Raw genomic sequence first — 23,325 nt, forward strand, 5'->3', positions numbered from 1 at the left:
GCGGCAAGGCCGTCGCCCGATTTATCCTCGCGGTCGGTGCTGCATCCGATCACAAGTTTGCGAGAAAAGCAGCCGGTACGCCAAAAGCGTCGCGAATGTCGCACCGCATTCCCGCGCATCCCCAAGTGAATGGTTGCGAAGGCCTTTTGGCTTCACCCGCATCACGCTATATGGATGGCGAGGAGGATCTTGATGATCTGGGCATTCGCTGTCGTCGCCGTCGCCACGCTCTATCTCGCCTTGCGCTTCAAGCGCTTCCAGAGCTGGGTCGAGCCGGTGCTGACGATCACCGTCGCGATCGGCCTGGCCTCGGCAGCCCTCATCTGGCTGACAGACAGCCGCAGCGTCGTGCCGGAACCGGTCGTTCCCCGCAACGCGATCGCGCCCGAGGAGATCGTGCTCTCCGACCTGCAGTTCACCGTCGGCCAGCCGGTGACGAGCTACCGGGTCACCGGCACCGTCACCAACAACAGCACCGCCACGCTCCAGTCGCTGCGCCTGACCATCACGCTTGCCAACTGCCCCGGCGGCGCCTGCACGCCGGTCGGAACCGACAGCGGCATGGTCCTCGTCCGCGTGCTGCCGGGCCAGAGCCAGCCCTTCACCACCTTCGCCGTCTTCACCGGCAGCGACCTTGTGAAGATCACCGACCCGCAGTGGTCATGGTCCGTCAGCGACGTGCGTGCGCTTCCGCGATCAATCCCGGCACAATGAGACCGGGACGCCGGGGCGCATGAGCGGTCGGACCGGGGGCGTTCCGTTCAGAAATAGATCCTGAATTTCTCCCGCACCGCCCGGTCCACCTCCGGATCGAACAGCGGCCCGCCGGCTTCGGCGAGGATGCGGTTCTTCCGCTCGATCGCCCTGGCGATCAGGTCCGGCTTGCCGATCTCGGCCCATTCCTTCGGGCTCGTGCGGTCGGCCACGGCGGGATAGATGTATTCGGTCTGCATCAGCGACAGCGTCTGCGGGTCGCCGAGATAGTGCCCTGGCCCGTCGATGCAGACGGAGCGCATCGTCTCCAACGAAACCGAATCCTCGGTGACGTCGATGCCGCGCACACAGCGCTGCACCTGGCCGAGCAGGTCGTCGCCGAGCACCAGGCTCTCCAGGCAGAAGCCGAGCAGCGAGGCATGCATGCCGACCGCCTCGTAGACCATGTTGAGCCCCGAAAGCCCCGCCATGACGTTCGAGATCGCCTGCTCCCAGCCGGCCTGCATGTCCGGCAGCTTGGCATCGGCGATGCCGGCCGCAGCCCCGCCCGGCAGCCCGTAAAACTGGTGCATCTGCGCGCAGCCGGCGGTCAGCAGCGCCTGCTCGCCCGACCCGCCCGACATGGCGCCCGTCCTCAGGTCGGAGACGAACGGCCAGGTGCCGAAGACCGCCGGGTGGCCGGGCGCCATGGCGTTCACATAGACGACGCCCGCCAGGCATTCGGCGACGGCCTGCACGATCGCGGTCGCCAGCGGCGCCGGCGCCGTCGCCCCCGCCTGCCCAGCGGAAAGCAGCAGGATCGGCATGCCGGCGCGGATGCAGGCCTCCATGGTGATGCAGCTCTCTTCGGCGAACTTCATCGGCGGCACGACGAAGCAGTTGGAGTTCGACACGAACGGCCGCGCCCGCCACTTGTCCTCCCCGCCCGCCATCATGTGGATCAGGTCGAAGGAGCCTGCGACGTGCGAAGGATCGGAGAAGCTCGTGCCGACGTGCTTGGAGGTGCCCGCGCAGCAGCCATAGAGCGTGTTGATGTCCATCAGGAAGTTGTCGGCGACGTCCCGGCACACCATCGCCCGCTGGAAGAAGTGCACGTTGTCGAGGTGGTGGACGAGTTGGGCGGCGTTGTAGAGATCCTTGGCAGTGGATTCGCGATACTCCCGCTTCTCGACGTCGACGATGTGCACCGCCGCCCCCGCGGTGCCGTAGTAGACGCGCGTGCCGGTCAGTTCCAGGTCGTATTTCGGATCGCGGCCGAACAGCGTGATGTCGCGCGCGGCGATCGAAAGCATGTCCTCGACCAGCGCGCGGGGAAAGCGGATGCGCCCGTCCTCGCCGAGGATCGCGCCGGCACCGGTCATGATCTCGATGCCGGACTTCGGCGCATTGGCAAGACCGATGTTCTCCAGCGCATCGAGCGCCGCCTCGTGGATCCGGCGCACCCCCGCCTCGCTCAGCGGCCTGTACTGCCCGCCCGAAAGCCCCGGGCGAACCGGACGGACGTTCTCCGCCAGCGGCGCTGCCCGCATGGCGACGCGCGCGGCGCGCCCGCCGGCCCGCCGGGACGTCTGGGTTGCCTCAGTTATGCTCATTGCGCCCTCCACATGCTGCAGCCTTGCGCGACAGTTGCGCGCGAAAGCGGATTCAGAACGTCAACGCGTCCGCGTAGTCCGTTGTTTCAATTCCATTCTCTCCGGTGGTGATCGGCCCCGACAACCTTGGAAAACCGGTATTCTTCCGCTCGCACAGCGCCACTATCTGGCGCCCACCGCCCCTCCGAGCACCGTCATGCCGGACCCGATCCGGCATCCAGCGCGCGCAAGTCCTTGCGCGTAGGAAGTGCACTTTCCCACGCCGCCGACGCGGCGTGGCTGGACCCCGGATCTAGTCCGGGGTGACGGAGGTGGGTGGTTTGCCACCAGCGCAATCCGCCTCCACCGCAGCCCGCGTCTGCGCTCAACGCAACCCGAATCCGGGACGCAAAGCGAAGACAGTCTTCGCCCCCGCCCCCTCAGGCCCGGCTGATCTCGTCCAGGTACCAGTCGATGTAGCGCAGTTCGTTCTGCTCCATCGGCGCGATCGGGCCCGGCTCGAAGTAGTGCGAGCGCACGCCGCGCGACGTGTGCTCGATGATCGCCTTGTCCTCGTCGGTGGTGACCTTCCAGAGCCAGGTCAGCCGGTCGAGGTCGTAGTCGCGCCCGGCCTCGGCCTTGCCGTCCACCAGCCAGATCAGCTCCATCTCGCAGGTCCCGGCCGTCTTCGGGATGAAGCGATAGATCATGCCGTGGTCGGGGTAGCAGACGAGGAAGGTCGTGCCGCCGAGGTGGATCGAGGTGACGCCACCGTCGAAATCGGTGAAGCGCCCCATCAGCGGGGCCACGGCGCCGCCGTCCTCGCTGCCGCTCTTCACCCCCTCGTAGAGCGCGTAGCGGAAGGCGTGGATCGCCTCCTTGCCACCTTCCGAAGTCTGCCAGTGGTTGCCCGAGCCGACCTCGATGCCGAGCGAACACGTGCGCTGCTCCATCTCAGCGTTCATCGCCTCGATCATGTGCAGCGGCTGCTCCAGCGCATGGGTCTGCGAATATTCTGGATGCGCCGGGCCGCAGTGGTAGCACTCGACATAGTTCTCGACCGCGAGCTTCCAGTTGGCGTCGACCGGATAACTCTCCCGGTGCGCGACCTTCGCGTTCGCCCAGCCATACTGGCCGCAGGTCGCACGCAGCAGGTGCTCGACCTCGGTGAAATCCAGCGGCGTCTTCGCGAAGGAGACGAAAACGAGCCCCTCGACCACCCGCACATGCAGCTTCTTCAGCCCGTGGTCCTCGCGCTTGAATTCCTTCGGCATCAGCCGGGCGGCGCGCAGTGCACCGTCATTGCCATAGGTCCAGGCATGGTAGGGGCAGACGAAGACACGGGCATTGCCCTTGTCCTTCGTGCAGACCTCGGCGCCGCGATGGCGACAGACGTTGAGGATGGCGTGGATCGACCCGTCGGCATGCCGCGTCAGGATCACCTGCTCGTCGGCCATGCGGAACACCTCGAAGTCGTTGGCGTTCGGGATCACGCTCTCATGGGCGACACAGTGCCAGTGCCGGCGGAACACCCGCTCCAGGTCGCGCTCGTAGATGTCCTGGTCGTGGTAGAAGGCGCGCGCCAAGCCGTGGCCCGGCCGGTGCTCGGCGACGAGACGATCGATCCGGTCGCCGGATGGCGTATTGAGGTCCTTCAGATCGGAAACGATCACCTGTCAGCTCCATGAAACGAGAGGGTGGAAAAGAACGCGTTCATTTTTCGGCCTGCTGGAAGTACGGTCTCGCCTTCAGGTGCAGCATCACCACCGGATAGGCCATCAGCAGCGCGCCGCCGACAAAGGCGGCAATGCCGGTTGCAAGGTCGAGATGCCCCTCCTCCGCCGCCTTCACGAAGATCGCGGTCCCGAGCGGCAAAAACAGCACCACCGCGGTGGCGAGACCCGGCGAGAAGCGCCCCTTCGTCCGGATCACCGGCAGAATGTGGAAGAAGATGGCGTTGATCAGCATCAGCGCGGCGAAGACCAGCGGGATCAGCGGCACGGTCGGCGCCAGTTGCGCCTGCGCGATGCCGACCGCGATCACGACCGCGTTGGTGACGTAGAAGTCCTCCCATTCGACCGGCAGCCCGATGACGCCGCGCGCCCAGTTCCGCCAGTCGAACGTATGCTCTTCCATGACATGGATGGCGTAGGCCGCCATCGCCAGCCAGGCGAGATCCTGCAAGCTCATCTGAACCCTCCAGCCAGGCCGCGTGCGGGCGGCAACCACAATCGAAAATTTCCGTCTGCTGTCTTGAATGCCTGCCTTACATGCGAACCCGCGCAGACTTCGGATCGTACATCGGCGAAAGCGAGGCTTCCGCCTTCACGCGGACGCCGGCGATCTCGATCTCGTAGTCCGACGCCAGCACCTCTTCCTCGCTCTCGCCCTCGCAGGGCACGTAGCCCATGCCGATCGCGCCGCCGAGGAAATGGCCGTAGTTGCCCGAGGTAATGGTCGAGACGATCCTGCCGTCGCGCACCAGCGCCTCGTTGTGAAACAACAGCGGCTCCGGATCGGCGAGCCTGAACTGCACCATCCGCCGCTTCAGCCCCTTATCCTGCCTGCGCAGAACAGCCTCGCGGCCGATGAAATCACCCTTGTTGACCCTGACCGCAAAGCCGAGGCCGGCTTCCAGCACGTGGTCCTCGTCGGTGATGTCGTGGCCGAAATGGCGGAAGGCCTTCTCGATCCGGCAGCTGTCCAGCGTGTGCAGGCCGCAGAGCCTGAGGCCCACATCGGCGCCCGCTTCCTCCAGCGCCTCGAACACGTGCGCCGTCTGGTCGGTGGAGACGTAGAGCTCCCAGCCGAGTTCGCCGACATAGGTGACGCGGTGGGCGCGGGCGAGGCCCATGCCGATCTCGATCTGGCGGGCCGTGGCGAAGGGATGGCTCGCGTTGGAGAGGTCGTTCGGGCTGACCTTGCCCATCAGCTCGCGCGCCTTCGGCCCCATCACGCACAGCACGCTCTCGCCCGCCGTCACGTCGGTGATGACGACGAACTCGTCGCTCAGGTGCTTGCGTAGCCAGGCGAGGTCGCGCTGCAGCGTGGCACCGGGCACGACGAGGAGAAACGCGGTCTGAGAAAGACGCGTCACCGTCAGGTCGCTCTCGATGCCGCCGCGGGCGTTCAGCATCTGCGTATAGACGATACGGCCGGGGGCGACGTCCATCTGGTTGGCGCACATCCGCTGCAGGAAGGCGAGTGCATCGCGTCCCTCCACCCGGATTTTGCCGAACGAGGTCATGTCGAACAGGCCGACACCGTTGCGCACGGCCATATGCTCGTCGCGCTGGTTCTCGAACCAGTTCTGCCGCTTCCAGCTGTATTTGTATTCCCGCTCCTGCCCTTCTTTGGCGAACCAGTTGGCACGCTCCCAGCCGGCGACCTCTCCGAAAACGGCGCCGCGGGCCTTCAGGTGCTCGTGGATCGGCGAGCGACGGACGCCGCGCGCGGTCGCCATCTGGCGATAGGGAAAGTGGTCGGCATACAGCAGCCCGAGCGTCTCGGACACCCGGTCTTTCAGATAGGCACGGTTCCTCTGGAACGGCTGCGCCCGGCGGATGTCGACTTCCCACAGGTCGAACGGCGGCTCGCCGTCGTTCATCCATTGCGCGAGCGCCATGCCCGCGCCGCCCGAAGAGACGATGCCGATCGAATTGTAGCCGGCCGCGACCCAGTAGCCCTTCAATTCCGGCGCCTCGCCGAGATAGTAGCGGTCGTCCGGTGTAAAACTTTCCGGGCCATTGAAGAAGGTGTGGATGCCGGCGGTTTCCAGCATGGGCATGCGGTTGATCGCGTTTTCGAGGATCGGCTGGAAGTGATCGAAATCCTCCGGCAGCTGATCGAAGCAAAAATCCTCGCTGATGCCGTCCATGCCCCACGGCTTGGCCTTCAGCTCGAAGGCGCCGATCAGCATCTTGCCGGCGTCCTCCTTGTAGTAGGTGCATTCGTCCGGCACGCGCAGCACGGGGAGCCGTTGCAGGTTCGGGATCGGTTCGGTGACGATGTAGAAATGCTCGCAGGCGTGCAGCGGCAGCGTCACGCCTGACATGTCGGCGAGCGTGCGCCCCCACATGCCGGCGGCGTTGACGACGTTCTCCGTCTCGATGGTGAAGGTCTCGCCGTCCCGCTCGCAGGTGACACCCGTCACCCGGCCGTCTTTGGTGACGACCGATGTGACCTTGACGTTCTCGATCACCGTCGCGCCGTTCTGCCGCGCGCCCTTTGCCAGCGCCATCGCGATGTTCGCCGGATCGCACTGGCCATCAAGCGGTAGGTGCACCGCGGCCTTCACATCAGCCGTGTTGAGGTGCGGATACATCGCCTTCACCTCGTCGACGGTGATTTCGCGCACGTCGATGTCAAAGGCGCGGGCGAGCGAGGCCTGGCGATAGATCTCTTGCCTGCGCTCGTCCGTCAGCGCCACGGTCATCGAGCCGCACTGGCGCATGCCGGTGCCGATACCGGTCTCGGCTTCGAGTTTGGTGTAGAGGTCGGCCGAATATTTCGCGAGCCGCGTCATGTTCTGCGAGGCGCGCAGCTGGCCGATCAGGCCGGCCGCATGCCAGGTCGTGCCGGACGTCAACTGCTTGCGCTCCAGCAGGACCACCTCCGTCCAGCCGAGCTTGGCGAGGTGATAGGCGACCGAGCAGCCGGAAACGCCGCCGCCGATGATGACCGCGCGGGCCTTTGAGGGAATAGGCTTGCTCATGCGCGCAGTCTTTCATTGCTAGGATCGAAGATCGGCCCGTCCGGCTGGACGATGGCCTTGAAGCGGTCGCCGAAGATTTCCACCTCGACCTCGGTTCCGGGTACCGCAAGATCGGCGCGCAGCATGCCGAGCGCGATCGACTTGCCGGTGCGGTAGCCGAAGTTGCCCGACGTCGTCTCGCCGACCACCTTGCCCTCGTGCCAGAGCGTCGACATGTAGGGCGCGTCGCAGTCGCCGGCGTCGACGGTCAAAGCCACGAAGCGCTTGGAAACGCCCTGCTGCTTCTCCCGCTCCAGTGCCGCCTTGCCTTTGAAATCAGGCTTGGACCAGTCGACGAAGCGCTCCAGCCCGCCCTGCAGCACCGTGTAGTCGGTCGAAAGGTCGCCCTTCCAGGCGCGGTAGCCCTTCTCGATGCGCAAGCTATCCAGCGCCTCCATGCCGAAAGGCTTCAGCCCATGCTTCTGCCCCGCCGCCCAGACGGCATCGAAGATCGCAGGCGTGTCCTCGACCTTGGTGTGGATCTCCCAGCCGAGCTCGCCGGCAAACGAGACCCGCACCAGCTGGCACCAGCGCCCGGCGATCTGCACCGACTGATGCGTCAGCCAGCCCTTTGCAAGGTCGGCGTCCGAGACTTCGGCGAGGATCGCCCGCGACTTCGGTCCGGACAGGATCTGGCAGGAGAAATTCTCTGTGACGTCGTCGATGGTAAACGCCGCGTCCTTCGGCAGGTGCTTCCGCAGCCATTCCAGGTCGTGCCACTGCGCGGTGGCGGCGGTGATCAGGAAGAAGAAGTCCTCGTCCAGCATCATCACCGACATTTCGGTGACGATCCGGCCCTTGTCGTCGGCGAAATAGGCAAGGCCGATGCGGCCGGGCTTCGGCACGCGACCGGTGATCAGCGACGACAACCAGGCAGTCGCCCCCTCTCCCTTCACCCGGTAGCGCGAGAAGCCCGGAAGGTCGAGGATGCCGGCCGCCTCCGTAACGGCACGGCATTCCGCCTCGATGCGCGGCCGCCACGGGCCCTCGCGGTTCCAGGTCTGGGTCGCTTGCTCCGAAAGGTCGTCGCCGGCGCCGGCATACCAGTTGGCGCGTTCCCAGCCGTTGTAGGGCTTGAACTGGGCGCCGAGGGCTGCGATCCGGTCATGGATCGGCGAGAGCTTGCGGTTGCGTCCGGCCGGCCATGCGTGCTTGGGAAAATGCATCGCATATTCGTGGCCGTAGATCTCCATGCCCTTGTCGATGCAATAATCCTGCTCCGAGGCAAAGCTCGTGAAGCGGCGCGGATCGCAGGACCACATGTCCCATTCCGTCTCGCCCTCGGTGATCCATTCGGCCAGCACCTTGCCGGCACCACCCGCCTGGCAGATGCCGAAGGTGAAGACGCAGGCCTCGAAGGCGTTCGGCACGCCCGGCATCGGCCCGATCAGCGGGTTGCCGTCGGGCGCATAGGGGATCGGCCCGTTGATCATCCGCGACAGGCCGGCGGTGCCGAGGATCGGCACGCGCTCGCAGGCGTCGTTCAGGTACCACTCCAGCCGGTCGAGATCGTCTGGGAAAAGCTGGAAGGAGAAATCGTCCGGCATCGGATCGTCGGGCGTCGTCCAGTGCGCCTTGCAGTTCCTCTCGTACGGCCCGAGGTTCATGCCGTTCTTTTCCTGACGCAGGTAGTAGGAGCTGTCGACGTCGCGCAGGAGCGGCAGCTTGTGCCCGGCTTCCCTCGACCACGCCGCAAGCTCCGGGATCTCCTCGAACAGGATGTACTGGTGGCTCATCACCATCATCGGCACGTCGCGGCCGAACCATTTGCCGACCTCGCGGGCATAGTAGCCCGCGGCGTTGACGACGTATTCGCAGCGGATCTCGCCCTGCGGCGTCGAGATCACCCATTCCTCACCTTCGCGGCGCGCACCGGTCGCCGGACAGAAGCGGAAGATCTTCGCCCCCATGTCGCGCGCGCCCTTCGCTAAGGCCTGCGTCAACTGCGCAGGGTCGATGTCGCCGTCATAGGGGTCGTAGAGCGCGCCGGTCAGTTCGTGGGTCTCCACGAAGGGATAGCGGCTCTTGATCTGGTCCGGCGTGAGGATGTCGAGGTCCATGCCCTGGTAGCGCCCCATGCCGACCACGCGCTTGAATTCCTGCAGCCGCTCCTTGGAATGGCCCAGCCGGATCGAACCGGTGACGTGGTAGTTCATCGGATAGTCGACGAGATCGCCGAGTTCGCGGTAGAGCGAGGCCGAATAGCGCTGCATGTTCATGAGTGACCAGGAGGACGAGAAGGTCGGCACATTGCCGGCCGCATGCCAGGTCGAACCGGCCGTCAGCTCGTTCTTTTCCAGGAGCACGCAGTCGCTCCATCCGGCCTTGGCCAGGTGGTAGAGCGCAGAGGCGCCCACGGCCCCGCCCCCGATGATCACGACACGCGCATGCGACGGCAAGTTCGACATTCTCTTCCCCTTGATTGCCTGCGATTTGTGGCAACCAAATTGATGCACGACAAGCGGCCAGAATCCGCTTTATTGATCGAAGAATTCGATTAGTGTCGGCGGAAGGAATTCACACGGAACTTGGGAGTTGCCCCCTCATCCGCCTGCCGACACCTTCACTCCGCAAGCAATCGCATATGGATCAAGACCCCTCCCAACCCTCCCCACAAGGGGGAGGGCTTAACCTAGCCGCTCCGCCGATGCGCCGTTCTGGGCTGGCGAGTGCGCCGGGTCTTCTCCCCCTTGTGGGGGAGATGCCCGGCAGGGCAGAGGGGGACTTGCCATAGGCGATTGCCCGCCCGTGGGGAGAAGGTCGCGGCAAGCGGATGATGGGCAAACCCAGTAGACAGAGCACGCCCATGCAGATCGAACTCATCGAGACCTATCTTGACCTGATGGAGACCCGCAGCTTCAACCGCACCGCCGAGCGGCTGAACCTGACCCAATCGACCGTCTCCCACCGGGTGAAGGCGCTGGAGGCGGTCCTCGGCCGGCCCCTGTTCACCCGCAACAAGGGCGGGACCCAGCCGACGGCGGCGGGCCTGCGCTTCCACGACCACGCCAAGGCGATCCAGCACCAGTGGCACGAGGCGGCACGCGCGGTCGAGACGGCGGGCGCCTACGAGCGCTCGATGCGCATCGGCCTGCAGCACGACCTTGCCGCCCACTATGCCGGCGACTGGCTGGCGGCGGTGCGCAAGGAACTGCCGGGCACTTCGATCTATGTCGAGATCGACTATTCCAAGCAGATGAACGGCGATCTCGCCGCCGGTGACCTTGATCTCGCCATCCTCTACACCCCGCATCATCTCCCGGACCTGCACTACGAGCGCATCGGCGAGGTGACCTACGAACTCGTCTCCAACAAGGTCACGACGCTCGCCGACGTCCGCCCGGAAGACTATATCCAGGCGGTCTATTCCCCCGCCTTCGACCGCCTGCACCGGCTGGCGCTGCCGCACCTGTCGACCGCCCCGATCGCCAGCGGCGAGACGACGGCGATCATAGCGCTCCTGACCAAGCTCGGCGGCTCGGCCTTCGTCATGGCGCCCGACGCGCTCCGGCTGACGCGCAGCGGCGCCGTCAGCCGCGTCCAGGGCGCGGAACCGATCCCGCAGACGGTCTACGCCGCCGTCAACGTCCGCACCCGCCACGCCCACCAGCATCGCCGCATCATCGGCCTGCTGCAGGCGCTCCTGAACGACTGAGGCCGGGATGGCCCAAGGTTGCCCGGCCGGCCGATGCAATTGCAACGCCGCGGTCGCAGGCGCATGATCCCGGCTACCGGGATCGCCGATCCCGGCGGTTCGACGGGGCGCGTGCGATGAACTGCCCGGCATGCGGTTTCAAGGTCGAGGACGGCTTTGCCTTCTGCCCGAAATGCGGAGCACCGCAGCAGAAGCGATGTCCTTCCTGCGGCCAGGCCTGCCCCCCCGACTATGTCTTCTGCCCCAAATGCGGGACGAGCCTCGCGCCTGCGGCAAGAAAGGCCGGGCCGCCCGCCGACCGCCGGCAGGGCGGCAAGCCTCCCCGCCGACCGCCCGTGCACGAGCAGCCTCCGCCCCGCCCGGAGGCCGAGGCCGACCGGCGCATCGTCACCGCCCTCTTCGCCGATCTCTGCGGCTACACCACGCTCGGCGAAAAGATCGATCCGGAAGTGCTGCAGGCGCTGCAGAACGAGATCTTCGAAGAGCTGAGCGCTGCCGTCGCCGCCGAGGGCGGCTATGTCGACAAGTTCGTCGGCGATGCGTTGCTGGCCCTATTCGGCGCGCCCGTCGCCCACGAGCGCGACCCGGAACGGGCGCTGCTTGCCGCCCTCGACATGCGGGCGCGGATGGCGCGGATCGCGGAGCGCTGGCAGGCGCGCCTGGGTCAGCCACTAGAGCTCCACATCGGCGTCAACACCGGCCCCGTCGTCGCCGGCGCGGTGGGCGCAGGCGGCAGCAAGTCCTATTCCGTCACCGGCGACACGGTGAACACGGCCCAACGCCTGCAGGCCATGGCCGGCACCGGCGAAATCCTCGTCGGCGCGCTCACCCGCCGGCTGACGCAGCATGCCTTCACCTTCGCAACGCTTGGCACCATGCCGCTGCGCGGCAAGGCCGGCGAGACGCCGGTGTTCAGGCTGGAGGCCTCCCTCGACGCCCCGCCGCCGGCGCGCGGGCTTTCGAGTTTCGGCATCGACATCGCCATGATCGGCCGCGACGGCCAGCTCGCCGCCCTGCTGCGCTGCCTCGATTCCGTCCGCGCCGGGGCGGCCCAGCTGGTGCGCGTCGCCGGCGACGCCGGCATCGGCAAGACCCGCCTTGTCGAGACCTTCCTCGACCGCGTCCGCGCCGAACAGCCCGACATCACCATCCGGCAGACCGCCTGCTCCTCGCTCGGCGAACCGTCCTACGGCACGCTGGCGGCAGCCCTTCGCCGCGCCTACCGGATCGACCCGGCCGCCAGCCTGGAGCACACCCGCCCGCTGCTGGCCGCCGGACTGGCCGGGCTTGGCCTGTCGGGCGAGGAGATCGGGCGGCTGGAGCCGCTGTTCCTGCTCGTCCTCGGCTTCGGCGATCCGGACGACGCGTTGCGGCACCTGGAACCGGACCAGCTGCGCCGGCAGATCTTCCATGCCATGCGGACGCTGTTCGAGCGCCGGATGGAGCAGGCGCCGCTCCTGGTGGTGATCGAGGACCTGCATTGGGCCGACAGCGTCTCGATCGACGCGCTGCGCTTCATCATGGACCGGATCGAGAGCCGCCGGCTGATGCTCCTTGTCACCCACCGCCCCGGCTTCGAGACGGAAATGCTGAATTCCGCCCGCGCCAGCCAGACGACGCTCCGCCTCGACCCGCTGGCGATCGAAGAGGCGAAGACCCTGCTGGAGCAGGCACTGGGCGGCGATGTCCTGCCGCATGCGCTGCGCGACCGCATCGTCGAGCGTGCCGAGGGAAATCCGTTCTTCATCGAGGAGATCCTGCGCACATTGATCGAAACCGGTGTGCTGCAGCGGGAGCCGGCGGGCTGGGAGGTGAAGACGGCAGCCGACGAGACCGGGACTCCGCTCGGCATCCAGGCGATGATGCTGGCCCGCATCGATCGCCTTCCCGCCGATGCGCGGCGCCTAGCCCAGGTTGCGGCCGTCATCGGCCACAGCTTCGATTTGGCACTGCTGAAGGCGCTCCCCTGCGGCGTCCACGACATCAAGGCAAGCCTCCACCAACTCGGTGACGCCGACATCGTCGAGGAGCTGGCAGACATTCCCTCCCAGGCAGCACCCCGCTACGCCTTCCGCCAGAAGCTGCTGCAGGAGGTATTCTACGATAACCTTCTCCTGCGACGCCGCACCGAGCTACACGGCGCGATCGGCGCCGTGCTCGAGCGCCGCTACGGGCCGTCGCCGGAACACATGAACCAGTTGATCGAGCTCGGCTATCACTTCGCCGCCTCTCCCGAAAAGGAGAAGGGCGTGCGCCACCTCACGGCGGCCGGCGACCTCGCGCGCATGGCCAATGCCAACGCCGATGCCCTGCGCCTCTATGCCCGCGCCCTTTCGGCCGCCGAGGCCGCCGGCGGCGATGCCTGGCGGGAGCCGGGTGAACGCTATGCCGACCTCTGCCATCCGACGGGGCACAGCGAGGAGGCCCGGCATCTCTACGACGAGCTTTTGGCCGAAGCCCGGGACAAGGGCGAAGTGACCACGATGGCGCGCCTTACGCGCAAGCTCGGGCAGCTCGCATTCGATACCGGCGACCGCGAGCGGACGACCGCCTGCTTTGCCGAGGCGGCAGGCCTTCTCGAAGGCGTCGACGCGCCGATCGAGCTCGCCCACCTGATGCAGCGCCAGGGCCATCTCGCCTTTCGCGCCGGGGACTACAAACGGGCCATGCTATGGGCGGACCGGGCGCTGGAATGCGCCAATCACCTCTCCTCGCATCCGGGCCCCGCGGAGAAGGCGGAGATCGCGCTCGCGATCGCCCGCGCCTTCAACACCAAGGGCGTGGCGCTCGCCCGCCTCGGCCAGACCCGCGACGCCGTGCAGATAGTCGAGCGCAGCGTCGAGATCGCGCTTGCCGCAAACCACCTCAACACCGCCTGCCGCGGCTACACGAACCTCGGTGCGCTCTACACCACGATCGATCCCGCCCGCGCGATCGACGTCTGCCGGCGCGGCTACGACATGGCCCGGCAGATCGGCGATCTCGGCCATCAGGCGCGCCTGCTCACCAACCTCGCCGTCGCCTATTGCACCTTTACCGATCGCTGCCTGAGCGAGGGCCTGCCGGCTATCGAGGAGGCGCTGGCGATCGACCGTGCGCTCGGCCTGAGAGACCATCTTCCGGTGCCGCTCCTGGTCCTCGGCCAGATCCGCCAGTGCCACGGCGCGGCCGCGGCCGCCCGCGGTCATTACCTCGAGGCGCTGGACATCGTGCGCGACAGCGCGGAGGCGCAGCTACTGTTTCCGTGCTATGATGGGCTTGCGACGCTCTGCCTCGATCTCAACGAACTGAGCGAGGCCGAACGGTATTTCGAGCTGGCACAGCAGGTCTGCGCCAAACACGGCCTCGACCCTGACGCGCTCATCGTCCTGCCGTTTCTCGACTAGCCAGAGGAGCACACACCAATGGCAGAGCATGCAATGGAACGACCGCTTCGTCCGGGGGACCGCGCTCCCAACGTCGTACTCGACGCGATCAACCACGGCGGCAAGGTCGCGCTTGAAGATTTCCGCGGGCAATCGGCAGTGCTGGTGGGGCTCTATCGCGGGCTGCAGTGTCCCTTCTGCCGCCGGCACATTGCCGCCACCGCCGAACTCGCCTCGTCGCTGCACGAGAAGGGCATCGACAGCCTGACCGTCGTCAACACCCCGATAGAGCGCGCACGGCTCTATTTCCGCTACCATCCGCTCCCGGGCGTGATCGCCGCGTCGGATCCCGACAGCATCGCCCATCGCGCCTTCGGCCTGCCCAACATGCAGTTCACCGAAGACGAGGACCAATGGCCCTACAAGATCTCGGTTCCGACGGTGATGGCGATGCGCGTGGACATGCCCGGCGAGTTGCCCGAGCCGATGAACCCCTTCGACGCATCGACCTTCCTCAACCGGCACGACGGCTACGAGATGACGCCCGAGGACGACAGGACCGACGAGCGGGCGGGCGGCCAACTGGTGGGAGAATTCCTGCTGGACCGGGACGGCATCGTCCGCTGGTCGTTTACCGAGGTGGAGGGCGACGGGTCGAGCATGTTCGCGATTCCGAAGGCCGAGGAACTGATATCGGCCGCCTCGCGGCTTCCCCACTGACGCCCCGCCCTGACCTTCAGGCAGGGACCGCATCCGCATGCCCCGGCGGACGCTGCCCGCCGGCGATGGAGAACCGCATTCGGTACTCGCTGGGCGAAATGCCGAGAATCTTGCGGAAGATCTTGCGATAGGCGTTACTGTCGTCGTAGCCGCTCTGCCAGGCCACCTGCTCGATCGAGAGATAGGAGCGTTCGAGCAGTTCGCGCGATTTCGCGATCCTGAGCCGCTGCGAATATTCGGTCGGGTTGATCCCGGTCGCCTTGTGGAAGCGGCGCAGGAACGTGCGCTCGCCGAGCCCTGCCCGCTCCGCCATCATCTGCAGCGTGATGCCCTTGGTGTTTGCCCCATGCAGCCAGTGCTGGATCTTCAGGATCACCTGGTCGCCATGGTCCATGCGCGGGGCGAACACGCTGTAGTAGCTCTGCTCGCGCGCGCCCGGATCGACCACCATAAAGCGTGCCGTCTCCAGCATCACGGTGGAGCCCATGAAGCGGTCGACCAGTTTCAGCCCGAGGTTGATCCACGCCATCATCCCGCCGGTGGTGATGATGTCGCCCTCGTCGATCATCAGCTTGTCGGTGTCGACGTTGACCTGGGGGAACTTGCGGGCGATCTGCTCGGCATGCGACCAGTGCGTCGTTAGCGACCGCCCTTCGACCAGCCCGGATTCGGCCAGCAGATAGGCCCCGCCGCAGACCGAGCTGACGACCGTCCCCTCGGCGTGCCGCTGCCGGAGCCACTCCGATATCTCGGAGAGGTCCCGTTTCACCTGCAGCTCGATCTTCAGCGTCGGCGGCAGGATCAGCGCTGAGAGCTGGCTCGCCGGCAGGTCCGGGTGGCTGTCGAAGCCCCGCGTCACCGTTCCGTCCAGGCCGAGCTTCCAGTGGCTGGAGCGGATCTGCGGTGCATTGGTCTCGTGCTGCTCGCGGCTCTTCAGGTTGGCGACGTTGAACATGTCGGTCAGCCCGTAGACGGCCGACATCAGCGCCTCCTCGTGCACGACGATGCCGATCTCCGCCGGCTCCATGGCCGTCACGTTTGTCAATTCTGCCCCCATCGTTGTCAGCTTTGCCGGTCGAGAGGCTCGGCAGGCGGATGTATCTATTCAAGCACAGCTTCGGAACGGAAGCCAAGAGTTGAAACAAAACAAAGACCTGCTTGAAAAGGAACGCAACCATGTCAAAGGCACAGGCAATCACCGCGACGGCCACCGTCTCCCGCCGCAACATCCTCGCAGGCGCACTCGCAGCCGCCGCGACCGCGGCTGCCATCGGCGCGGCCAATTCCCCCGCAAAGGCAGCGGACGCTGCCGCAACCACCACCACACAAGGAGCAAGGACCATGGGCAGCACGATCATCACCCGCGACGGCGTCGAGATCTACTACAAGGATTGGGGCCCGAAGGACGGCCCGGTCGTCGTCCTCGCCCACGGCTGGCCGCTGTCGTCCGACAGTTGGGAGGCCCAGGCCTTCCATCTCGCCAGCAACGGCTTCCGCGTCATCACCCATGACCGCCGCGGCCACGGCCGCTCCAGCCAGCCCTGGGACGGCAACGACATGGACCACTATGCCGACGACCTGGCCGACGTGATCGAGCAGTTGGACCTGAACGACATCTTCCTCGTCGGCTTCTCCACCGGCGGCGGCGAGATCACCCGCTACATCGGCCGCCACGGCACGGGCCGCATCAAGAAGGCAGGCCTCATCTCCGCCGTGCCGCCGCTGATGGTCAAGACCAACAAGAACCCCGGCGGTCTGCCGAAGGAGGTCTTCGACGGCCTGCAGGCGGCAAGCCTCAAGGACCGCTCGCAGCTCTACAAGGACATCGCCTCGGGCCCCTTCTTCGGCTTCAACCGGCCGGGTGCCACACCGTCGCAGGGCATGATCGACAGCTTCTGGCTGCAGGGCATGACGGGCGGCCACAAGAACACCTATGACAGCATCGTCGCCTTCTCGCAGACCGACTTCACCGAGGACCTGAAGAAGTTCGACGTGCCGACCATCATCATCCACGGCGAGGACGACCAGATCGTGCCGATGGACGCCGCCGGCCGCGCCTCGAAGAAACTGGTGCCGCAGGCGATCCTGAAGGTCTATCCGGGCGCCCCGCACGGCATCACCGACACCCACAAGGAGCAACTGAACGCCGACCTTCTGGAGTTCGCCCGGTCTTGAGTGATCGCTTCGACACACATCGATCCTCGACAGCCGACGCCGCCCCACCGGGCGGCGTCTCAGCGTAACTTCATCGGGCACAAAAGCACCCTTCCGCCTTTCGGGGTTTCCGTTTCGCGTTGCGCTTCTATGTCTTGTCCCATGGACAAGACGAGAGAGAATGCAATGAACGACCGGACCCCTGCCGAAACCGACACCATCCGCACCCTTGCGGTCGACCTGCCGGTCAACGCGACCTTCCACATCTGGTTGAAGGCGACCGAGCAGGACGGCATGGGCTCGGTCTCCTTCTCCAATGCGCGCGGCAGGTTCGGCGAGGTCTCGAGCGCGAATGCCGAGGAATACGGCCTGCGGCTCTACCAGGTCTTCGGCGGCGGCCCGGTGGAGGTGAGCTACGACACGGCGACGACGGCCGTCTCGGTGATCTACTGGTTCACCGCCGCCGACGTGCTGGAAACCGGCATCACCGTCGTCCACACCAGCAAGAACAACGCAGCCCCGGACCTTCCGGGCAGCTACCACTTCCGCCCCCCCTTCGGCTGGATGAACGACCCGAACGGCTTCGGCCGCTTCGACGGCCGGCCGCATCTCTTCTATCAGCACTATTCGCACGGACTGCGCTGGAACACGATGCACTGGGGCCATGCGGTTTCCTCCGACTACCTGCGCTGGCGCCACCTGCCGATCTTCCTCTTCCCCTCGGAGGACCTGACGGTCCGGCCCGACAAGCGCGGCGGCGCCTTTTCCGGGACCACCATCCCGCTGGTCGACGGCCCCGGCATTCGCGTCTTCTTCACCGAGCAGGTGGCCGATCGCCAGCCCGAGCAGCAGGTCCAGCTGACGGCCACCTCCTCCGACCTGATCACCGCCGGACAGGCCGAGGTGATCCTGCCGAGCCGGCCGACCGGCCAGGGGCTGACGCTCGATTTCCGTGATCCCTACGTCTTCCGTGGACCGGACGGGCTGTGGAAGATGCTGCTCGGCAGCCAGAGCGACGATGGCGGCGTGATCCTGCTCTATGAGACGCAAGACCCGACCGCCGCTGCCGGCTGGACCTATGTCGGCAAGCTCCTGGTGGAGGAGCGCTACCGCACCACCGCGATCGAGTGCCCCTGCCTGCTGCCGCTGGACGGACCGGCGACCAGCCCCTCGACGCGCTGGGTGCTGATCTACGGACTGATGCACAGCCGCGACGAGGCGACCGGCCGGCAGAACCTGACGATGGCCGACGTCGGTTGGTTCGACGGTCGCAGCTTCTCCAAGGAGCTCGGCCAGGAACTCGACTTCGGCACCGACAACTACGCCTTCCAGGCCTTCCTCGACGGCGACCGCGTGGTGGGGATCGGCTGGCTCGCCAACTGGGCCGACGCCCACCCGGACATCGACTTCCCGACGGCCATGACGCTGCCGCGCGCGATGCATCTCTCCGACGGCAAGCTGCTGACGCCGCCGATCGGCGCGGCCGAAAGCCTGCGCGCCCGCATCCTCGACCGGACGCGGCTTTCGGCTGGGGAAACGGTGATGTTCGACAGCGGCGCCGTCGAGATCCTGTTCGACCTCGCCGAGCCGGGAACGGCGTTCGAGCTCGCGCTCGATCACCCCGACGCGGAGATCGCCGTCTTCCGCGACCAGCACGGGCTCGGCATCCGCTACGAGCGGCCGGGGCAGCCGCCATCGCCGCACTACGTCGCCCATGGCGCAAACCCGCGCCGGGTGCGCATCTTTCTCGACTACGGCTCGATCGAGGTCTTCGCCGATCGCGGCCGCTGGACCGGCACCAAGCGCATCGACGGCTTCGAGCCGATCCGTTCGGCACGGATGAAAGCGGCTGCCGGCGCCGTCGCGCAGGCGACGGTCTGGGCGCTGAAGCCATGAGGCGATCGCAGCGGCGATCGCAGCCGGCCGGTTCTCAGGCGCTTGCCATACGTCCGTAGGCGAGCACGAACAGGACGAGGCTTGCAAGCGAGGTCGCCGTGCGCACGTGGTTCCAGGCGGTCCAGTTCGCAAGGTAGCCGCTCCAGAGCGAGGCCGCCTCGGCGCTCTGAGGGCTCACGGCCGCAAGCGCATCGTTCATCGGCACGTTCACGACGATCGTCACACCGATCGTGCCGACGAGGAAGACGAGCGCGGCCGCGATGGCGAACCCGCTTCCCGGTGTGCCTTGCAGGAAGGCAACGACGAGGATTGCGAGTGCCACGACCGCCGTGCCGAGGAAGACGACGAAAAACAACGGGTTCTGTATGACATCGTTGATCGCATTCATCGCGGCGATGCCGCCCGACGCAGGCAGGCGGCCGAGTGCGGCCATGATGCAGGCGGAGAAGATGAAGAACAGGCCGGCGTTCAGGCCGGTGCCGATCGACGCGATCAGGACGAGATAGACCAGTGCCGATGCCATTGACGTCTCCTCGTTTCGGCTCGTGTACGCGCGGCAAAACGTGGTGCCGGCGCACAGAGATCGCATCACCGAGAGTTGAACGCAATTGCGATTCTGCCGGACCGCCGGCCCGTGCTACAGTTCCGCAAGATATGGCTGACGCAGGACGATGTGTCGCGCATTTTCCTGCCGGTCTCGTTTTCGCCCCGCCGGGCGCCTGCGAACATGTCCGAAGGAGGGAATGCTGCATGCTGGCTGCCGCACTCGCCACACTCCTGAGCCTGACAGCCTATGGTGAGGCGACCGGCGTCGCCGCCGAGGCCGGCACCGATGTCGATCTGGAACTGGTCCTCGCCGTCGACGTGTCCGGCTCGATGGACCTGGAGGAAGCGCAGATCCAGCGCGCCGGCTACGTGTCGGCGCTGATGCATCCGGAGTTTCTGTCCGCAGTCCGCGAAGGCTTCCAGGGGCGCATCGCCATCAGCTATTTCGAATGGGGCGGCACGATCAGCAAGAATTCCCAGATGCCGTGGGTGCTGATCGAGACGGCGGGCGACGCCGAGCGCTTTGCCAGGATGATCAAGGAACGGCCCTTCGCCTCCATGCGCGGCACCTCGCTCTCGGCGGCGATCTCCTATGGCTCGAAACTCTTCGACGGCAACGGCTATGCCGGCACGCGCCGGGTGATCGACGTGTCGGGAGACGGCCCGAACAACTACGGCGCTCCCGTCACGCCGGCGCGCGATGCCGCCACCTCGCTCGGCATCGTCGTCAACGGGCTCGCGATCATGGTCCGCCCGTCGGCGGCCTACGGCCCGCTGGACCGCTACTATGCCGACTGCGTCATCGGCGGGCCCGGCGCCTTCGTCGTCGCCGTGCAGGAGCCCGAGGATTTCGCGATCGCGATACGCCGCAAGCTGATCCTCGAGGTCAGCGGCAACCGGCCTCCCGCAACCGTCATCCCCGTCGCCGGCGATGCCGATTGCATGATCGGCGAAAAGCTCCGCCCCGGCTTTGACCGCTATTACCCCGAACTCGACCGGTAGCCCCTCTCCGGAGCCGTAGGCCGCTCGGAAAAGGTGCCGAAGCGCACGCCGTCAGGGGCCGGCCGGGCGAGCCGCGACCCATCGTGACCGCTGGAAATTCCATCCAGATGCCCGCAACCTATTCCTCTGTTTATGGAAATGTGCTTTAATTGAATGAACGTTCAGCAAGATATGGGGAAGAACATGAACGAAATGATACGGGACATCTCCATTCCGAACGACTGGGACCGCAGCGGGCTGCCCGGCTGGTGCTACCACAGCAACGCCCTGCTGGAGCTTGAAAAGCAGCATGTTTTCCGCGAGCACTGGCAGATCGCCTGCCACGTCTCCGACATGCCCGAGCCGGGCAACTACATCACCCTCGACATCGTCGGCGAGCGGGCGCTGGTCCTGCGCGACCAGGACGGCGCGGTGAAGGCCTTCCACAACATCTGCCGCCACCGCGGCTCGCGGCTGGTGGCCGACGAGAGCGGCACCTGCCGCAACGCGCTCGTCTGTCCTTTCCACGGCTGGGTCTACAATCTCGACGGAACGCTACGGGGTGCTGCCCGCCCCCGCTCCTTCCCGCCGATGGACAAGAACGAATTCGCGCTGAAGACCATCGAATGCGAGGTGTGGCAGGGCTTCGTCTTCATCCGCTTCGCGCCCGGGCCGCAGCCTGCCGTCGCCGAGATGATGCGCCCCTTCGAGGCCGAGCTCTCCCACTACCGCCCGGCCGAAATGGTGCCGGCCGGGGAGATCCATACGCAGGAGACGCCGGTCAACTGGAAGTCGGTGCGCGATGTCGACAACGAAGGCTATCACGTGGCCATGGCCCATCCGGCCCTGCAGGATCTCTACGGCTCGACCTACTACGACGAGCCCTTCGTCGACGGGCTGTGCCGGTCGTTTGCGACCGTCAACCCGCATGCCGGCCGCCGCTGGAGCGTGGGCCGCTACGTGAAGATCGCGCCGGAGAACACAGCCCTGCCCGAGCACCTGCGCAAGGCCTGGATCTATTTCGGCATCTTCCCGAACGCGGTGATCGCGGTGACGCCGGAAAGCCTGCAGTTCTACCAGGAATTCCCGCTCGCGGTCGGCCGCACCATGCTGCGCAGCGCCGTTTACCGCTACCGCGACGAAACGCGCGAGCAGACCGCCGCCCGCTACCTCGCCGCCCGCATCGACCGCGACACGCAATCCGAGGACGTGCAACTGACGATCTGGTCCAACGAGGCGATGACGTCTGCCGCTTTCGCCGGCTTCTACCTCTCCGACCTCGAATACGGCGTACGCACCCACCACGACCACCTGCGCAAGGTCCTGCCGGTGATGACGCTTGCCGGGGCGCCGGAGGAAGGCGGGATGGCGGCGGTGAATGCCGGGATGGCGAATAGGGAGTAGTTGGCTGCAGGGTGCTTCGGCGCTGCCTGCACAGACGGCGAAGGGCGGAACCTTGCGGTTGCCGCCCTTCCATTCTCTTGCCCTTCCGCTTCGATCCATAAACTATTCGCTATTCGCTACTCACCCCCGCCACAGCCCCTCCCGCGCCAGGTCGTCCATCGTCAGCTCGATGCCGCGGCGCAGGATGTCGGCCATGTCGTCGATCTGGGCTTGCGTGATCGTCAGCGGCGGGGACATGACGCACATGTTGATCAGCGGCCGCACCAGCAGCCCCAGTTCCTGGCAATGGCCGTCGATGCGCTTGCCCACTTCCAGGTCGAGCGTCAGCGGATTGTTGCTGACCCGGTCGGCCACGCATTCGATGCAGGCCATCAGCCCCATGCCGCGCACCTCGCCGACGAGCGGCAGGTCTTCCAACGCCTTCAGGCGCGACTGGAAGTGAGAGGAGACGGCGCGGGCATGCTCCAAGAGGCCCCCCTCGAGGATGTCGAGGTTCTTCAGCGCCACCGCACAGCCGATCGGATGGCTGGAATAGGTCAGGCCGTGCGCGAACATCGCCTCGGAGTGGTTGGAGCGGCGCAGTTCCTCCAGGAGCCTTCCTGCGATCATCACGCCGCCGAGCGGGAAGTAGCCCGACGTGACACCCTTGGCAAAGGTGATCATGTCCGGGTCCAGCCCGAACACGTCTTGCGAGGCGAACACATGCCCGAGCCGTCCGAACGCCGTCACCACCTCGTCGGCGATGAAGAGGATGTCGTGTTCCCGGCAGAGTTCGCGCATCCGGAAGAGATAGCCGTCCGGTGGCACGATGACGCCGCCCGATGCCATGACCGGCTCGGCGATGAAGGCGCCGATGCGCTCGGCGCCGGCCGTCTCGATGACGTTGCGGAACTCGGCGACGAGATAGTCGCAGAACTCCGCCGCGCCGACGCCGTCGGGCCTGCGGAACGGATTCGGGCAAGCGAGCTTGATCACCTGGTCGCTCGCACTGTCCATCCAGTCGTGATCGCGCGGGCGGCCGTTCAGCGAAGCCGAGAGATAGGTCGAGCCGTGATAGCCGCCCTGGCGGGAGACGATCAGCTTCTTCTCCCCCCGCCCCTTGACGTTGTTTGCAAACTGCATGAAGCGCAGCGCCGTCTCCACCGCCGACGAACCGCCGGTCGTGTAGAACACGTGGTCGACGCCCTGCGGCGCATGGTCGGCAAGCCGCTTCGACAGGATCGCCGAGGGCGCGTTCGTCGTGTACCAGGGCGAGTTGTAGGAAAGCTCCATCGCCTGCGCGGCCATGACGTCGGCGAGTTCCTTGCGCCTGTGGCCGGCATTGACGCACCACATGCCGGCCGGTCCGTCGATCAGCCTGCGGCCCGCCGCGTCGGTGACGTAGATCCCCTCGCCCGCCTCGAGCCGCCCGCGCGCTTCCGCACCGATCGACCCCGATACCGGCCAGGGCTGCACGAGATGCCCCTCGGCAAGGCGGGTCAGTTCGTCCTTTGCCTCTTCGCCTGCAGAGCCGGCTTCCCGGATCGTCTTCGGTATCGCAGCCATTCCCCACTCCTGAACCATAGG

At 66.3% G+C, this 23,325-nt stretch carries 16 protein-coding genes; 8 read left to right on the forward strand and 8 right to left on the reverse strand.

The window, feature by feature from the left end:
- The first annotated feature begins 192 nt into the window (after positions 1 to 192).
- Positions 193 to 714, forward strand: coding sequence for a hypothetical protein (locus tag GGQ64_RS03140; RefSeq protein ID WP_183798906.1), 522 nt, complete (start codon positions 193 to 195; stop codon positions 712 to 714).
- 47 nt (positions 715 to 761) lie between these two features.
- Here GGQ64_RS03140 and GGQ64_RS03145 read toward each other — a convergent pair whose 3' ends face one another.
- The 5 genes from GGQ64_RS03145 to GGQ64_RS03165 form a co-directional block, all read right to left on the reverse strand.
- A complete protein-coding gene (locus GGQ64_RS03145; RefSeq protein ID WP_183798909.1) occupies positions 762 to 2,306 on the reverse strand; it encodes a trimethylamine methyltransferase family protein in 1,545 nt (514 codons plus the stop codon).
- Positions 2,307 to 2,725: 419 nt separating this feature from the next.
- The gene (locus GGQ64_RS03150; RefSeq protein WP_183799159.1) at positions 2,726 to 3,955 is read right to left on the reverse strand and encodes an SRPBCC family protein; all 1,230 of its coding nucleotides are present in this window, start codon (positions 3,953 to 3,955) and stop codon (positions 2,726 to 2,728) included.
- Between the two features lie 43 nt (positions 3,956 to 3,998).
- Positions 3,999 to 4,475: an HXXEE domain-containing protein gene (locus GGQ64_RS03155; RefSeq protein WP_183798911.1), complete on the reverse strand. Its 477-nt coding sequence runs from the start codon at positions 4,473 to 4,475 to the stop codon at positions 3,999 to 4,001.
- A 76-nt stretch (positions 4,476 to 4,551) separates the two neighbouring features.
- Entirely contained in the window at positions 4,552 to 6,999 is a 2,448-nt protein-coding gene (locus GGQ64_RS03160; RefSeq protein ID WP_183798914.1) for a GcvT family protein, read from the reverse strand.
- Complete coding sequence (locus GGQ64_RS03165) at positions 6,996 to 9,446, reverse strand: GcvT family protein (protein ID WP_183798917.1); 2,451 nt, start codon at positions 9,444 to 9,446, stop codon at positions 6,996 to 6,998. The genes GGQ64_RS03160 and GGQ64_RS03165 overlap by 4 nt, the downstream gene beginning before the upstream one ends.
- Positions 9,447 to 9,844: 398 nt before the next feature.
- Here GGQ64_RS03165 and GGQ64_RS03170 point away from each other — a divergent pair, with 398 nt between their 5' ends.
- From GGQ64_RS03170 to GGQ64_RS03180, 3 genes are all read left to right on the forward strand, one after another.
- Complete coding sequence (locus GGQ64_RS03170) at positions 9,845 to 10,693, forward strand: LysR family transcriptional regulator (protein ID WP_183798920.1); 849 nt, start codon at positions 9,845 to 9,847, stop codon at positions 10,691 to 10,693.
- A gap of 116 nt (positions 10,694 to 10,809) precedes the next feature.
- Positions 10,810 to 14,079, forward strand: coding sequence for an adenylate/guanylate cyclase domain-containing protein (locus tag GGQ64_RS03175; RefSeq protein ID WP_183798923.1), 3,270 nt, complete (start codon positions 10,810 to 10,812; stop codon positions 14,077 to 14,079).
- Positions 14,080 to 14,097: 18 nt separating this feature from the next.
- Positions 14,098 to 14,778: a redoxin family protein gene (locus GGQ64_RS03180; protein ID WP_183798926.1), complete on the forward strand. Its 681-nt coding sequence runs from the start codon at positions 14,098 to 14,100 to the stop codon at positions 14,776 to 14,778.
- A 16-nt stretch (positions 14,779 to 14,794) separates the two neighbouring features.
- On the opposite strand, the gene GGQ64_RS03185 is transcribed toward GGQ64_RS03180, so the two are convergent.
- Entirely contained in the window at positions 14,795 to 15,814 is a 1,020-nt protein-coding gene (locus GGQ64_RS03185; RefSeq protein ID WP_343059402.1) for a GlxA family transcriptional regulator, read from the reverse strand.
- 140 nt (positions 15,815 to 15,954) lie between these two features.
- Between GGQ64_RS03185 and GGQ64_RS03190 the strand changes: the two genes are divergently transcribed.
- Both GGQ64_RS03190 and GGQ64_RS03195 read left to right on the forward strand, forming a co-directional pair.
- On the forward strand, positions 15,955 to 16,953 hold the full coding sequence (locus GGQ64_RS03190) for an alpha/beta fold hydrolase (protein WP_183798929.1): 999 nt from the start codon (positions 15,955 to 15,957) through the stop codon (positions 16,951 to 16,953).
- 165 nt (positions 16,954 to 17,118) lie between these two features.
- Positions 17,119 to 18,828, forward strand: a complete 1,710-nt coding sequence (locus tag GGQ64_RS03195; RefSeq protein ID WP_183798932.1) for a glycoside hydrolase family protein — start codon at positions 17,119 to 17,121, stop codon at positions 18,826 to 18,828.
- A gap of 34 nt (positions 18,829 to 18,862) precedes the next feature.
- Here the strand turns inward: GGQ64_RS03195 and GGQ64_RS03200 are convergent, their stop codons facing one another.
- Positions 18,863 to 19,351, reverse strand: a complete 489-nt coding sequence (locus tag GGQ64_RS03200) for an anthrone oxygenase family protein (RefSeq protein WP_183798935.1) — start codon at positions 19,349 to 19,351, stop codon at positions 18,863 to 18,865.
- A 227-nt stretch (positions 19,352 to 19,578) separates the two neighbouring features.
- Between GGQ64_RS03200 and GGQ64_RS03205 the strand changes: the two genes are divergently transcribed.
- A complete protein-coding gene (locus GGQ64_RS03205; protein WP_425488480.1) occupies positions 19,579 to 20,376 on the forward strand; it encodes a DUF1194 domain-containing protein in 798 nt (265 codons plus the stop codon).
- 183 nt (positions 20,377 to 20,559) lie between these two features.
- Positions 20,560 to 21,759, forward strand: coding sequence for an aromatic ring-hydroxylating oxygenase subunit alpha (locus GGQ64_RS03210; protein ID WP_183798938.1), 1,200 nt, complete (start codon positions 20,560 to 20,562; stop codon positions 21,757 to 21,759).
- A 120-nt stretch (positions 21,760 to 21,879) separates the two neighbouring features.
- Here GGQ64_RS03210 and GGQ64_RS03215 read toward each other — a convergent pair whose 3' ends face one another.
- Positions 21,880 to 23,304, reverse strand: a complete 1,425-nt coding sequence (locus GGQ64_RS03215) for an aminotransferase (RefSeq protein WP_183798941.1) — start codon at positions 23,302 to 23,304, stop codon at positions 21,880 to 21,882.
- Positions 23,305 to 23,325 lie beyond the last annotated feature (21 nt).

The sequence above is a fragment of the Mycoplana azooxidifex genome (genome assembly GCF_014196765.1).
GTDB classification, from domain to species: domain Bacteria; phylum Pseudomonadota; class Alphaproteobacteria; order Rhizobiales; family Rhizobiaceae; genus Mycoplana; species Mycoplana azooxidifex.